The organism is Christiangramia echinicola DSM 19838, assembly GCF_000423065.1.
GTDB classification, from domain to species: domain Bacteria; phylum Bacteroidota; class Bacteroidia; order Flavobacteriales; family Flavobacteriaceae; genus Christiangramia; species Christiangramia echinicola.
Window position 1 is genome coordinate 43,184 of the sequence record NZ_AUHG01000011.1, and the last position, 15,182, is coordinate 58,365.

The window sequence follows — 15,182 nt, forward strand, 5'->3', positions numbered from 1 at the left end:
TTATCTACTTAAGTATACAGTTCCTCTTACTGGCTCGGTACTACCATCATTGTAGTCCAAGTAGTAGAAGTAAGCCCCTACTGGTAATAGATTATCACCAAATGAGCTTTCACTGCTGAAACCGTCCCAATCTGGGGTGTTGGCATTTCCTCTGTAAACTACATCTCCATATCTATTGTGGATGACGATAGTGTAATTAGGATATACTTCTTCAATAAATTTGATATCGAAGGTGTCATTTAGTTGATCTCCATTTGGAGAGAATCCTTCTGGTATAACTACCGGACAATTTTCTACTAGAGCAGTTACTGCAAGTCTCACTGAGCTTTCGCATCCCGAGTCTGCATCAAATAATGCTGCGTAGTAGGTTGTACCATCTTGCAATGGAGTTCCTTCTGCTAATGCATTGTCTCCATCTGCTGAATCGTACCAGGTGATTGTTCCTGTCTCGTTAATTTCAGCACTTAGATCAGCAACTGTTGGGTCGTCAAAGTCACAGAATTCTAATGTTGAATCAGAAATTGTAGGAGTGTCTGCATCATTAACGGTTACTGAAAATTCAGTTGCATTAGATTCACAACCACCATCATCAGCTCTTTGAGTTACATAATATGTACCCGTAGTTAGAGCATCTTCAGCCATTACCATTGTTGATAATTCAGCGTCAGAATAGAAAGTTAGGTTAGAACCTGTTGCAGAAAGATCAGCTCCCGTAGGTGCATTGCTCGCACAGAAAGTAAATGGATCTCCATCTACTGTTGGTCCAGCTGGTGCTTCTGAAACCGTTAAGGTTAAAGTTGCGTCATCATCGCCACAGTCATTGATCTCTGCTACTGTATAAGTAATAGTGTACGTATCTGTAGCAAGTCCTGAAATATCAAGTATTCCATCAGCAATAACTTCTCCTGTTGAATCAAGGGTGAAAACCCCTCCAGCATCTGCATCAGCTGAAATTGAACCGTTCAGGTCAACTTCAGTATCATTAGTACATGCATCAGGAACTGTTACGTCCATACCTGCATAGGCGGATTCTGTTACTGTAATTGTGAAATCTGCAGTAGCTGTACCTTCCGTACATGGAGAATCATCAGAAAGTGAATACGTAATGGTGAATGTACCTGCACCTTCCATTGAAGGACTGAATACTCCATTATCGTAACCTTCAAATGTTCCATTTGGATTTGCATCTGCAGGCAAGAATGAGAACAGATCTACATCTTCTGCATTTCTGCAAATTGGATCTGGATCTGTAATGTCTCCAATTACAGCTGGGATTGAATCATAAACATTAATAGTTAAATCAACGCTATCTGAACAACCTCCGTTAGTAATAGTGTAAGTTGTTGTGAATACATCCTGTTCAGGATTCGCATTATAATCTGTTATCAATTGTTGAATTGAAGGATTAAATGAGCCATTCCTAGAAACACCATCTTCCAATAGGTTAAAATAATATCTGCGTACAGAAGTATCATTAGGGAAGAGGTCGCCCACATTCGCTCGACAAACATCTCCGCTATTACTATCTCCAGCATCAACTCCGTTATTAATGAAAATCAAGAAATCTTCAGAGTCTGTAGTTCCGTCTGCTACACATTCAATGCTGTCATCTACGGTATATGTAATTAAATATCCATCTTCGTTAGCTCCAACTGACGAATCAAACATATTTTCAGATACTCCTGTTCCAGTGAAAGTTCCACCAGATATTGAGTCAGAGCCTAAGTATGCTGATAAATCAATCATGCCATCTGTTACACAAACATTTTGATCTTCTATCGTTCCAGCTTCGGCATCTAATTCATTATTTATAGTAACAGCAATGTTAATTAGTCCATCACTACAAACAGAATTAGCAGATTCATCTACATAACTAAAATTAAAAGTTTCTGAATCTGAAGTTGGATTTTCTATGAAACCAAGAAGTGCTTGACCTTCTAAAAGGTCTTCATCGTCAAAACCATCTGCATTAGTAGATTCTACCCCAGCTTCTGTTAAAATATCATTTAGATAAATTGTAAGAGCAGATGTATCTGTTATTAAACTTTGAGCTTCACTAATACATAAGCTTCTGTTTACATTTGCAGATACTGGAGCTTCCTCAACTGTAATTTCAAAGATTGCAAAATCACTTCCAGTTGTACAAGGAGTAGATTCATCAACTGTGTATGTGATTGTGTATGTTCCAGCTCCTACAGACGGATCAAACTCATTATCTGTAACACCTGTACCAGAAAATATTCCTCCTATAGTTGCATCAGGATCATTATTCGTTAAAGTGTCAAGATCTATAATTTCTTCATCTGAACAAATATCTTCAATATTATCAAAATCTCCAGCATTTGCTGGTCCTTCCTCAACAACTCTTACAGTTAAATCAGTGGAGTCAGTACAACCATCAACAGTGACTGTGTAAGTTGTAGTAAAGTCTCCAAGCCCGTCTGCATCATCATTATACAACTCGATCAAACGACTAATACTTGGGTTAAATGACCCATTACTAGGTACACCTGAATCTCTAAGAGCTAAAATGTATTTCCTAGTTTCATCAACAGAAGGGAAAGTAGTCTGTACATCATCTAAACAAACAATACCAAAATTGTCTGAACCAGCTTCGTTATCGGTGCAATTAGTATCTGATTCAATAATTACAGTTACAATTGCTGAATCAGAGCAATCTCCGTCAGTCACAGTATACATATAATCTCCTTCAGGATCTGTTCCCGGATCAAATGAACCATCTGGGTTTCCAGGGCTCCAGGTTCCTCCTGTATCCGGATCACCGTTTAGGTAATCAAATAAATTTACAGGATCATCATTTTCATTTAGATTTGCTGTTCCATCTTCACCTGCATTAGCATCACCTTCTACAACTGTGATGATAAATTCTGTGCTATCAGTATCTCCCTCTACAATACATCCAGTAGAATCATCTACCGTATATGTAATAATATAAGAGCCCTGACCAGTTGATGGATCAAACATATTTCCAGAAACGCCAGTTCCTGAGAATGTTCCTCCAGATTGAGCATCCGGATCATTGTTGATTAATGTAGTAAGATCTATGATAGCATCTCCTGTACAAACATCAGGGATGTTGTCGAAATCACCGGCATTTGCTTCTACCGCTGCAATTACAGTTACTGTAAGCTCAAAGGAATTACCGTTTACTGTATAAGTGGTTGTAAAGTCACCCAAGCCATCATCATTTGCCAAATCATCTTGATACATATCTGCCAATTCGCTTGGTGTAGGATCAAAAGTTCCATTTCTTGGTGTGCCTTCTGGTAATAAAGCCAGGTAGTATTTTCTAATTTCATCTATACTAGGAAAAGTTTCCTGAACGTCGTTTTCACAAACAATTCCCGTAGGGTCCCCTGGAACTGGATCTACCACTACTTCTTCTTCAATAATAATAGTGAAGTTTAAAATCTCACAAGGGTTGCCGGAATAGGTAACTTGATAAGTTCCTTCAGGATTTTGTGGATCTAATCCTGCAAATGCAGTTTCTAGCTCAGGGTCAAAGGCAGAGAAATCTGGAGTTCCCTCGAAGAAAGGAGTAAATCTGCTGCTTAAATCAGCAAGAATTTGATTTTCGTCCATTCCTTCGTATTCCGAGGGATCGATATTAATTGTAATGTTCTCTTCATTTACTTCATTTACTTCAATAGTAAAAGTAGCTTCATCAGAACCAGTTACACAAGAGTTACCCTCATTAACTGAATAAGTGATAGTATATGTTCCTTCTCCCTCTTCTGAAGGATTGAACACTCCATCTTCGAATGGAGCTGAAAATTCTCCGGTTACAATAGCATCATCGCTTAAAAAGCTGTATAAATCGAAATTTTCATTCTGGTCAATACAATATGAATCTGAGAAATTGTCCCCCGCTTCAGCATCTTCAGCAGGAACTACAGATATTGTTAGTTCAACTGAATCCTGGCAATTTTCTTCACCTATAGTATACGTTGTGGTGAAGTCACCCAAACCATCGTCGTTAGCCACATCATTTTGATATTGGGATACTATTTGATCAATAGTAGGATTAAAAGTACCATCAGTCGGAACTCCTTCCTCTAAAAGACCCAAGTAGAAATTTCTAACTTCATCGTTAGAAGGAAATGTTTCCTGTACATCAGATTCACATACTGTTCCATCACCTACTTGTTCACCTGCATCTGGTCCCTCAATTAGAGTTACAGTAACAGGGGTTCTATCCTGACTTTCACATGGTTCTTCAGGAATTCCTTCATTATTAATTATTTGGCTTGCATAATAAGTCGCTCCATTAACCAGCTCTTCAGAAGAATCCAGTCTTGTGATCGAGTTATCAGCAGAATACCAAAAAATTGCCTGTGTGTTTGCACTTGTCCCGCTAGCTTCCAAATCAGCTATGGTAGCACCTTCACACAATTCCTGTGTAGAATCTGCGGTTGGAGCAATTGCTGGATCTGGGCTATATCTTACTGGTGTTCTATAAGAAAAATTACAGGTTCCACTGGTGTTTTGTCCAATAAAATAAGTTTCACCTGCTTCAAGGTCATCTGAAGGAGCAGCTGTGTCCCCGCCAGTACGTGACGTAAACGCGATTAAGTCTGCAGAATCTTCAGTAAATCCTTGTAAAAGATCGGAAACCGGTCTGGTTTCGGTTTCAGATGAAAGGCATGGAGAATAAATGTTTCCATAATTTGAAGTTGGAGCAGGAGTGGTGTCTTCAAAATTCACTGTAATCTGCTCTCTTTCAGAACAACTAGGGTCCGAGCTTCCAGCGAAATAATCTTCTCCATCAACTAAGAACTCGCTCGGACTCAAAGGATTCGTGGAGTCCGCTTCATTAAAAAACACAATATCACCACTCGTAGTGCTTGCGCCACTAGCGGCTTCTAAATTAGCAATTGTGCTTTCTAGATAACATAGATTGGAAGGGGCTGGGTCTGATACTGAGACACAGTCCGTCTGGCCAAAAGAGGGCAGGTTTCCAATAAACAATAGAAAGGCGAAAAGGAACCAATTAAGGCCTTTCCTCCCAAAAGTAAAATTTTGCATAGGCTAGGTGTTAAATTCAAAAAATTTGTATTCGGTTAAAACTCATTAAAAGTTGCACAAATATTAAAATAATATTTAATATGCGGAGTTAAATTAAGAAACATCTTAACATTTGACTCCAGAGGCCTTAAGTTTGCTGAGTGACAACTCTTTGGGCACGCTAAATTTATAAAAAATATATTTATGTTAATAAAGAATAAGTTAATCATTGGGATATTTTGTCTTTTCGCAGTCAATTCTTTGGCACAGCAGACACTAAAAGATGCTGAAAAACTCCTCAATAATGGGGAAATTGTAGAAGCCGAAAAAATTTTACTTCAATACGAGAATAATCCTAAGGCATTAGAATTTCTAGGAGATATTTCCAGTTTTAATAAAGAATGGGATAAGGCAATTGATTATTACGAAACTCTTGTTGATCTAGATTCAGAAAATGCCATGTATAATTTCAAATTGGGAGGGGCTATGGGTATGAAAGCTTATTATGGTTCTAAATTTCAGGCTGCTATCTTACTCGGTGATATTAAGAAATACCTGAAGAAGGCGGCAGATCTTGATCCTACTCATAAAGAAACACGCAGGGCACTTGTAGAATTGTATATGCAAATACCCAGTATAATTGGAGGGAGTAAAACTATCGCAGAAAGTTATGCATCAGATCTTGATAGAATAAATGAAGTGGATGCACTTTTAGCTGACGCTTACATATACAAAATTCAGGAGTATCGGGATCTTGCCAAAAATAAATATGAAGAGGCTATAAGGCTAGCTGTAAATAAACCTGGATTGATCACCCGTAACTACTTGAAATATGAGTTAGGAGAAGCCTCAGCAATCTATGAAATTCAATTGGATGCAGGAGAAAATTTTCTGAAGCAATATATCGAGGATTATGGATATAAAGATCTGAAGTCTCCGGCTTGGGCCTATTACAGGTTAGCGCAGATAGAAAGAATAAAGAGTAATCAAAAGGCCGCTTTAGCTCATATTGAAAAATCACTTTCAATTGATCCTGGGTTTGAAAAGGCGTTAATTGAAAAACAGAAGATCCAGAGGCTTTGATCTTGCTATACCCTGTTTCAAAATCATATATTTGCACAAAATTTTTCTATGAGAATTCATTTTATTGCCATAGGAGGTAGTGCTATGCATAGTTTAGCAATAGCATTAACTCAAAAGGAATATGAAATTACCGGAAGTGACGATGCTATTTTTGAGCCTGCTAAATCCAGATTAAAAGAGTATGGGATTCTTCCTGAAAGTACTGGTTGGTTTACTGAAAATATAAGTAAAGATCTGGATGCGGTAATTCTTGGAATGCATGCGAAGGCTGATAATCCAGAATTGCTGAAAGCTGAAGAATTAGGATTGAAAGTCTATTCTTATCCAGAATTTTTATTCGAACAGGCAAAGAATAAAACCAGAGTAGTTATTGGAGGTTCTCATGGAAAAACGAGTATCACGTCAATGATTCTTCATGTGATGAATTATCACGATAAAGAGATAGATTATATGGTAGGTGCAGCAATAGAGGGGGTTGATAATCCTGTGCATCTTACCGAAGAAAATGATTTTATAGTTATAGAGGGAGATGAATATCTTTCTTCACCTATAGATAGACGCCCAAAATTCCATTTATATCAGCCAAATATAGCCTTGTTAAGCGGAATCGCCTGGGATCACATCAACGTATTTCCAACCTATGAGAATTACGTTGAGCAGTTCCGGATTTTTATAGATTCAATTGTAAATGGAGGTATTCTGGTTTATAATGAAGAAGATCCAGAGGTGAAAAGGTTAGCCGGGGGAACCGAAATCCCTATTAGAAAGCATCCGTATCAAACACCAGAATATCATACAGATGGAGAACATACAGTTCTGGATGTACCAGAAGGAGAAATGCCTTTAGAGATATTTGGAAGGCATAATCTAAACAATCTTGCTGGTGCTAAATGGATCTGTCAGCATATGGGTGTTGATGAGGATGATTTTTATGAGGCAATCTCCACTTTTAAAGGGGCTTCTAAAAGACTTGAGAAAATTGCTGAATCAACTTCGGCTGTAATATTTAAAGATTTTGCCCATAGTCCCTCTAAAGTAAGAGCAACCACTGCAGCAGTTAAAGAGCAATATCCAAATAAGAAACTGGTTGCCTGCTTAGAGCTGCATACTTATAGTAGTTTAAATGCAGACTTTCTTAAAGAGTATAATAACACTCTTTCTGAAGCCGATGTTGCCCTGGTTTTTTATTCTCCAGAAGCAGTAGCGAATAAAAAGCTGGAAGAGGTTTCAGTAGATCAAATAAGGGAGGCTTTTAATAAGGAAGGTTTAAAGGTTTTCGTAAATCCTGAAGAATTTAAAAATGAGCTGCACCAGACAGATTTTAATAATTCTGCCTTATTAATGATGAGCAGTGGTAATTATGGTAGCCTGGATCTCGAGGAATTGAAAGCTTTGATCTAAATACTTACTTTTAGTTAATTTTCATTCAGATCCAATTCATTGTTTATCTTTAACTTAAGATGAGTGATGAAAGAACCAATCTAAGTATAAAGAAGTGGGCTGAAGATGACAGGCCACGAGAAAAACTACTTCAAAAGGGAAAACTTAGTTTAAGTGATTCTGAATTGATCGCTATTCTAATTAGTTCAGGTAGTAAGAATGAAAGTGCCCTGGATCTGGCAAAAAGGATTCTTTCCTCAACCGGCAACAATCTTAGTGAACTAGGTAAGTTGTCTGTAAATCAACTTTGTAAATTTAAAGGAATTGGTCCGGCAAAGGCTGTGACGATATCGGCGGCATTAGAATTAGGAAGGAGAAGAAGGTTGGAAGGAGCTTTGGAACAAAAAAAGATCACTTCCAGTAATTCGGTTTTTGAAATTATGCAGCCCGTTATTGGGGAGCTTGGTCACGAAGAATTCTGGATCGTCTATTTAAATAATAGCAATAAGGTAATCGAGCAGTTTCAGATTAGTAAAGGTGGAATAACCGGAACTCTGGTAGACGTGCGCATAACCTTGAAAAAGGCCCTTGAAGTTGGAGCAGTTTCCCTAATTCTGGTACATAATCACCCTTCTGGAAATCTCAAAGCCAGTGAAGCAGATAAGCAACTTACCAATAAATTGAAGACTGCGGCTGAGAGTCTTGATATCAAAGTGCTCGACCACATTATTGTAACTGAAAAATCATACCTTAGCTTTGCCGATGAAGGTATGCTTTAAGACTGCTTTTGAATGTTATTGATCTATACTCAAAAAGTTACCCCAAGGATAATTTATGTGTTCAAAAATATTTGCACTCATATTCTGGGGATTCCTATTAAATTCACTTCAAAGATAGAGGAGTTCATTGCTCATGATGGTGCAAAACTGTCTTATGGGAAACAAGCTCTGGGGAATGAATTTTTTATACAAAAGGTTGATCTTTTGATGGAACAGGGGTTTTCTGAACTTGAAATTAAAGTGCTGCCCTGGGATGATACAATTTGCTTCTTTCCTCTGCCCGAAGCAAGTGGTTTACCGTTTGATATTTTTGCCGCTTCCTTTTACCTGTTAAGCCGATATGAAGAATATCTTCCACATGTGAAAGATGAATATGGTCGCTTTCCAGCTTCAGAAAGTTTGGCTCACCAGGAAAGCTTTCTGCATAAACCGGTTGTGGATATCTGGGCATATAAATTTAGAGATGTACTTTTAGATCGTTTCCCAGATCTGGAATTTGCAGATAGAAGATATAAAGTGGGAACTATAGTCGCTTCTGAACATACTTTCATTTTTAAGAATAAAGGTTTTTTAAGGAGCTTTATAGGAATGTGGGCAGACCTGTTTCAATTAAATATAGGAAAGGTTATAGATAGGCTCCAGGTGTGGATTAGAGTGAAAAATGATCCACATGATATTTTTGAAGATCTAATTGATCTCATCAAAGAGCATAAAATATATATGCTGTTTATGTTTCAATTGAGTGATTTTTCCATTCATGATCGTAATATAAGTCATAACAGGATTCCGCATAGAGCGGTTATTAAATCTGTGGCAGATTATGCTAAAGTAGGTTTGCTTATGGGCTATTATGCAATGGAGAATATCAAAAGTCTTAGAAAGGAAAAATTGCGGTTGGAGGAAATTATACATAGTCCGGTGGAAAATGTTATGAACTCTAAGTATAATCTTCGATTACCAGATCAATACAATAACCTAACCGAGCTTGAAATAAACAATGATCACTCCATGGGATATCCAGATGTTTTGGGCTTCAGGGCAGGGACATGTTCGCCCTATCTTTTCTATGATATCAATATGGAGGTGACCACTCCGCTGAAGGTTCATCCTTATGCTTTCAATTCGGAAGTGGCTGATAATATGACGAAAAATAAACTGAAGGAAGAACTCGGGCGAATGTTATTAGAAGTAAAGGAAGTTAAAGGAATGTTTCGCGGTGTTTTTAGGAGTCAGGATTTCTCCGGCTATGCTAACAAGGATTATTATTACTCGCTTTTAAAACAGATTCATGAAATTGGATAATATAGAACATGTCTTTTTTGACTTAGATCATACGCTTTGGGATTTTGATAGAAATTCTGAACTGGCTTTCAAAGAGATTTTTGAAAAACAGAAAATAACCATAGACGTAGAAGATTTTCTTCAAGTTTATAAGCCTATTAATTTCAAATACTGGGAGCTATACAGGAACAATTCAGTTTCAAAAGAAACGTTACGTTTTGGCCGATTAAAGGAAAGTTTTACTGCTTTAAAATTTGATACTTTGGATGCCACGATCAATCTGATCGCAGACGATTATATTGAATATTTACCCAAGAATAATCACCTTCTGGAAGGAGGAATGGAACTTTTAAATACTCTTAAAGATCAATATAGGCTCCACATTATTACAAATGGGTTCGAAGAGGTTCAGCATAAAAAGATGAAAGGCTCCGGCATCCATGATTATTTTGAAACTATTACAACTTCTGAAGAAGCGGGGGTAAAAAAGCCTCATCCTCAGGTCTTTCAGGTAGCATTAAACAAGAGTGGGGCAGAAATTTCAAAATCTGTCATGATAGGTGATAATTTAGAGGCAGATATTATCGGTGCTCATCAATTTGGTCTGCGGGTAATTCATCTTAGTTCAAGTGAGCAAACGGTTCAGGATCAGTATCCTCAGGTTCAAAAGTTAAAAGAACTTCTAAATTATTTATAACAGGAGATAATAGGTATTTTCGTGCGTCAACAAATCTTTTAATTGCGGAATTCCAGATACATAAAATTACTTTTTTCAGGGTTAATCTCCTGTGTTCTTTTTTCATCGTGTTTTAAGGATGTTGATTTCAGTCAGGCTGAAGATATCACTCTTGAACCAGACCTGGAGGTAGATCTGCTGTTTTATCAACTTAATGAAACAGATTTTCTGGATTCCGAAACCAACGCATATACACCTGTTATTAGAGATACGGTTAGGCTGGAATTTCTGGATGATGATTATATCCAGGATGGATTAATGTATGCCGCCCTGAGATTTAAGCATCAAAACAAATTTCCCTACCAGATAAATAGTAATATCAGATTTTTAGGCGAGAATGGTCGTAGCCAGTTTAATGTTGCTTATGTAATTCCTGAAGGTTCCGGTGCTGCTACATCTGTAATAGATACTACGCGAGTTCTAGACAGTAATGAAATTGAGAAATTGCGTAGATCTATACAAATGGTAGTGGAGTTGGAGGTTGTTGGAGCTGGTAAAGAGCTCGAAGGTGAACTAGATTTTATGTCGAAAGGGCTATTCAGGTTTGAATTTTAATATGAGGAGATTTGCCCCAATTATATTTCTTCTTTTTTTCTTTTCTGGTTTTAGTCAGAACAGGCCATTGTTGTATAATGTGGACGATCTGCCGCAGTCACTACTTCAAAATCCTGGAGCAAGAATAGATTTTACCAGACATATAGGGGTTCCTTTTCTTTCCCAGATTCATTTATCAGCGGGGTCTACCGGTGTTACTGCTTATGATATTTTTGCAGATGATGGAACTAACGTGAATCAACGGGTTAGCAATGTGATGCGCGAGATCACTTCAGGAGATTATTTTTCGATCAATGAACAGCTGGAAATTCTTTCGTTTGGCTGGAAAATGGGGGCCAGGGGATACTTTTCAGCAGGAATATATCAGGAACTCGATGTGTTCGCATATTTCCCTAAAGATCCTGCACTTCTGGCTTTTGAGGGGAATGCGGATTATATAGGTCAGGATTTTAAGTTTTCTGATGCTAACTTTATGGGAGAGGTGCTTACCGTCTATCATGCTGGATTTAATTATAAAGTAGATGCGAAATTGACGGTAGGTGGAAGATTCAAATTATATTCAGGTATTTTCAATGCAGAAAGCACAGGTAATGATGGTTTTTTTAGAACAGTCGAAACTCCAGGAGGGCCTAACTTTTATTTGCATGAAGTAAGAGGGCTAGATGTTACTGTGAATACTTCTGGATATGCTTCTTTAAAGGAAGAAGAAGATATGACTGTAGATAAGGCAGTGGCCGAATTACTGAGTCGCTCCTTTTTTGGTCAGAACGGCGGCCTTGGAGTGGATCTGGGTTTTAATTATCGCGTTACCGATCAGTTTTCAATAAATGCCTCTATACAGGATCTTGGCTTGATGTTTCATCAAAAAGATGTTGAGAACTATAATTATTTTGGATCGTTTCAAACCAATGGATTAGAGCCTTTGTTTCCCGAGTTGGATGGTAATGAACCAACAATTCCATATTGGGAGATCTTTGAGGAGCGGGTAGATCGAAATTTACAGGAGGAGACCACTAATAATACGTATACTACCTGGCGACCTTTAAAGTATAATGCATCTTTTCAATTTGGAACTGGAAAGTCTATACTGCCCTGTGATTATCTATTGAGTAAGAAGCCAAGATTTATGAATTTATTCGGCATGATTATTTCTGGCGTTAACCGGCCAAAGGGTCCTACATATGGAGTTACGGCCTACTGGGATAGAAAAGTGACCGATAATCTAAGATTCAGGCTGGCATACGCCGTAGATGAGTTTACTCTCACCAAACTTGGATTTATGATGTCTTCAAGATTTAAAAATTTTAATATCTATCTTGCAGCAAACGATATTATTGGTTATACTAATTTAGCAAAAGCTAACAGTGCGTCCCTGCAATTGGGGATGCAGTTTATTTTTAAAGATCTATGAAAAAATTACTAACAACACTATTTATTTTTGGAGGAATTTTAATGTCTTCCGCACAGAATATTAATGAATATAAATATGTTTTAATTCCTGAAAGCTTTGAGTTTGCAGGTGAAGTAAATGAATATCAGTTAAATTCACTTCTTAAATTTCTCTTTGAGCAGGAGGGCTACAACACTTTAATGCAGTCTGAACAAAAACCTCAGGATCTCAATATGAATGGGTGTTTAGGTTTAAAATCTAATGTGAAGAATAATTCAGGGTTATTTGTGACAAAACTAGTAGTTGAGCTGAAGGACTGCAACGGGGATGTTGTCTTTAAAAGTAAAGAGGGGAGAAGCAGGGAGAAAGAATACAAGCTTGCCTATCATGAAGCTTTGAGGGATGCCTTCACCAGCATTGAAGAATTAAATTATAAATATGATCCATCTTCAAGGAAAATGCAAAATGAATCTGCAGAGGGTGTTTCTGAGGAAGTAATTGCACCTGTAGTTGCTCAGGCTAAAAAAGTAGAAAGTACTGTGAAGACAGTTGCTGAAAATGTAGTTGAAGAAGTGACCTCACTTCCAAAAGCTAATGATTCTATTAAAAGTTATGCCTACGAAGGGAAAAAATTTATTTTAAAAGAGTCTTCTGAAGGCTATAATTTATTTCAGGATGGATCTACAGAGCCTATCGCCATTCTTATAGAAACTGAAGGAGGAAGTAATTTTATATACAATTCGTTAACTAAACAAGGGGTGGGATATTTTGATGCCAATAAAGACCTGGTAGTCGAGTATTTTGATCGACAGAAAAATAAGAAGGTAACCTTGAAATATATACTGCAGGACTAATATCCATATTTATTTTTCCATCGTTTTTTCAGGAATTCACGCTGTGCATTTTCCCTTTGGTTATTTCCGGGTTGATAGAGTGTAGTGTTCTTAATCTCTTCTGGCAAAAACTCAGAAGCTACGAAATTGCCTTGATGATTATGAGCGTACTTATAATCCTGTCCGTATCCAATATCCTTCATCAATTTAGTAGGAGCATTTCGAATTGATAGTGGAACAGAAAGATTCCCTGTTTTCTTTACAAGTCGTTGCGCTTCATTTATAGCCATATAAGAGGCGTTGCTCTTAGGAGAGGTTGCGAGGTAAGTGACACACTGGCTTAATATTATTCTCGCTTCAGGATAGCCAATAGTATTTACTGCCTGGAATGAATTATTTGCGATCACGAGAGCAGTGGGGTTCGCATTTCCAATATCTTCACTGGCAAGTATAAGAAGTCTCCTGGCGATGAATTTTACATCTTCGCCACCTTCGATCATTCTGGCTAGCCAATAAACTGCCGCATTTGGGTCACTTCCACGAATAGATTTAATAAATGCAGAAATGATATCATAATGCTGTTCTCCGGTTTTGTCATAAAGAACTGTATTTTGCTGAACCTTCGATAAAACAAGTTCATTTGTGATCTCAACGTTTTTTTCTGCTGAGGTCACTAAAAGTTCAAATATATTCAGGAGTTTCCTGGCATCTCCGCCACTTAATCTAAGCAACGCCTCAGTTTCAGTAAGCTTTACATTTTTAGAAGCAATTACCTTATCTTCTTTCATTGCTCTATTTAGCAGTGCAACCAGATCGTCCTTAGAGAAAGGTTTCAATATATAAACCTGGCATCTGGAGAGTAAAGCAGAAATGACTTCGAAACTTGGATTTTCGGTGGTGGCACCAATTAGCGTTACCCAGCCTTTTTCTACAGCTCCTAATAAGGAATCTTGCTGAGATTTACTAAATCTATGGATCTCATCTATGAATAAAATAGGGCTTTTAGTGGTGAATAATCCTTCGCTCTTTTTCGCTTTTTCTATAACTTCTCTAACATCCTTTACTCCGCTACTAATTGCACTTAATGTAAAAAAAGGCCTTTCAGATTCAGAAGCAATAATATTAGCTAAAGTGGTCTTTCCAACTCCGGGCGGGCCCCAGAATATCATAGAAGGGATGATGCCTTGCTTAATTTGCTGTCTTAAAGCACCGTTTTCACCAATCAGGTGTGACTGACTCAGGTAGTCGTTTAAAGTTTTTGGTCTTAGTCTCTCAGCAAGAGGTTGATTCATGGTAATTGGTTATGTGACAGATTTACATCCTGAAAAGTTTGGATGGTTTTTTGTAATATTAATTAAAATTGAAGAAAACTTGAAAGCATCTACTCCTTTTGTTTTTACCAGTGGAACTATTGGATATCCATTGCTGTTTGTGTTATTGATCTGGATCGTTTTCTGGATAGAAGTCCGTTTTGGAGTGAGCTTTAATACTTATGGCGTAAGGCCGGGTGAAATTGTAGGTTTAAGGGGAATTCTATTTTCTCCATTTATACATTCAGATATTGAACATTTATTTAATAACACTATTCCATTATTCATATTATCACTAGCTCTATTTTATTTCTATAGGCCAATAAGCTGGAAAGTGCTCCTCATTGGTCTCCTCGCTTCAGGATTACTTACATGGCTAATTGGCAGACCTTCGAATCACATTGGTGCTAGTGGGATTATTTATGTGCTGGCAACCTTTCTATTCTTTAAGGGGATCTTTTCTAAGCATTACCGTCTGGTGGCTCTATCCTTAATTGTGGTGTTTATATATGGTGGTCTTGTGTGGTATGTAACACCAATAGATCCTACCATCTCCTGGGAGGGGCATTTATCAGGTCTCCTTAGCGGATTTGGACTCTCACTCATATTTAAAAGAAATATTGCTGAACCACCCAAGTATCAATGGGAGCAACCTGATTATTCTGAAGAAGATGATCCTTTTATGAAGCACTTTGATGAAAATGGGAATTTTATCGAGAAGTTGCCTGATGAGCAGGAGGAAGGTTCTGAAGAGTCGCCATATAATTATATTTATAAGGAAGGTTCAAAGAGGAATGAGAATACTTGATC

At 37.6% G+C, this 15,182-nt stretch carries 11 protein-coding genes; 9 read left to right on the forward strand and 2 right to left on the reverse strand.

The features are described from left to right. Window positions 1-5,046 (reverse strand): T9SS C-terminal target domain-containing protein, encoded by a 5,046-nt coding sequence (locus G530_RS0105185; RefSeq protein WP_026933524.1) that lies wholly within the window; start codon window positions 5,044-5,046, stop codon window positions 1-3. 183 nt (window positions 5,047-5,229) lie between these two features. Here G530_RS0105185 and G530_RS0105190 point away from each other — a divergent pair, with 183 nt between their 5' ends. From G530_RS0105190 to G530_RS17245, 8 genes are read left to right on the forward strand one after another with little or no spacing between them, the layout of a single operon-like run. Beyond that, window positions 5,230-6,108 (forward strand): tetratricopeptide repeat protein, encoded by an 879-nt coding sequence (locus tag G530_RS0105190; protein WP_026933525.1) that lies wholly within the window; start codon window positions 5,230-5,232, stop codon window positions 6,106-6,108. A 48-nt stretch (window positions 6,109-6,156) separates the two neighbouring features. Continuing rightward, window positions 6,157-7,509, forward strand: coding sequence for a UDP-N-acetylmuramate--L-alanine ligase (locus G530_RS0105195; RefSeq protein ID WP_026933526.1), 1,353 nt, complete (start codon window positions 6,157-6,159; stop codon window positions 7,507-7,509). A gap of 59 nt (window positions 7,510-7,568) precedes the next feature. Further along, on the forward strand, window positions 7,569-8,267 hold the full coding sequence (gene radC / locus G530_RS0105200; protein WP_026933527.1) for a RadC family protein: 699 nt from the start codon (window positions 7,569-7,571) through the stop codon (window positions 8,265-8,267). 12 nt (window positions 8,268-8,279) lie between these two features. Next, the gene (locus G530_RS0105205) at window positions 8,280-9,569 is read left to right on the forward strand and encodes a polysaccharide deacetylase family protein (RefSeq protein ID WP_026933528.1); all 1,290 of its coding nucleotides are present in this window, start codon (window positions 8,280-8,282) and stop codon (window positions 9,567-9,569) included. Continuing rightward, on the forward strand, window positions 9,556-10,245 hold the full coding sequence (locus tag G530_RS0105210; protein WP_026933529.1) for a YjjG family noncanonical pyrimidine nucleotidase: 690 nt from the start codon (window positions 9,556-9,558) through the stop codon (window positions 10,243-10,245). The genes G530_RS0105205 and G530_RS0105210 overlap by 14 nt, the downstream gene beginning before the upstream one ends. 42 nt (window positions 10,246-10,287) lie before the next feature. Then, on the forward strand, window positions 10,288-10,839 hold the full coding sequence (locus tag G530_RS0105215; RefSeq protein ID WP_026933530.1) for a hypothetical protein: 552 nt from the start codon (window positions 10,288-10,290) through the stop codon (window positions 10,837-10,839). 1 nt (window position 10,840) lies between these two features. Continuing rightward, the gene (locus G530_RS0105220) at window positions 10,841-12,250 is read left to right on the forward strand and encodes a DUF5723 family protein (RefSeq protein WP_026933531.1); all 1,410 of its coding nucleotides are present in this window, start codon (window positions 10,841-10,843) and stop codon (window positions 12,248-12,250) included. Beyond that, window positions 12,247-13,083, forward strand: a complete 837-nt coding sequence (locus G530_RS17245; protein ID WP_051199692.1) for a hypothetical protein — start codon at window positions 12,247-12,249, stop codon at window positions 13,081-13,083. The genes G530_RS0105220 and G530_RS17245 overlap by 4 nt, the downstream gene beginning before the upstream one ends. Here G530_RS17245 and G530_RS0105230 read toward each other — a convergent pair. Beyond that, on the reverse strand, window positions 13,080-14,354 hold the full coding sequence (locus tag G530_RS0105230; protein ID WP_026933532.1) for a replication-associated recombination protein A: 1,275 nt from the start codon (window positions 14,352-14,354) through the stop codon (window positions 13,080-13,082). The genes G530_RS17245 and G530_RS0105230 overlap by 4 nt on opposite strands. A gap of 79 nt (window positions 14,355-14,433) precedes the next feature. Here G530_RS0105230 and G530_RS0105235 point away from each other — a divergent pair, with 79 nt between their 5' ends. Continuing rightward, window positions 14,434-15,180, forward strand: a complete 747-nt coding sequence (locus G530_RS0105235) for a rhomboid family intramembrane serine protease (protein ID WP_035716074.1) — start codon at window positions 14,434-14,436, stop codon at window positions 15,178-15,180. The last annotated feature ends 2 nt before the right edge of the window (window positions 15,181-15,182 follow it).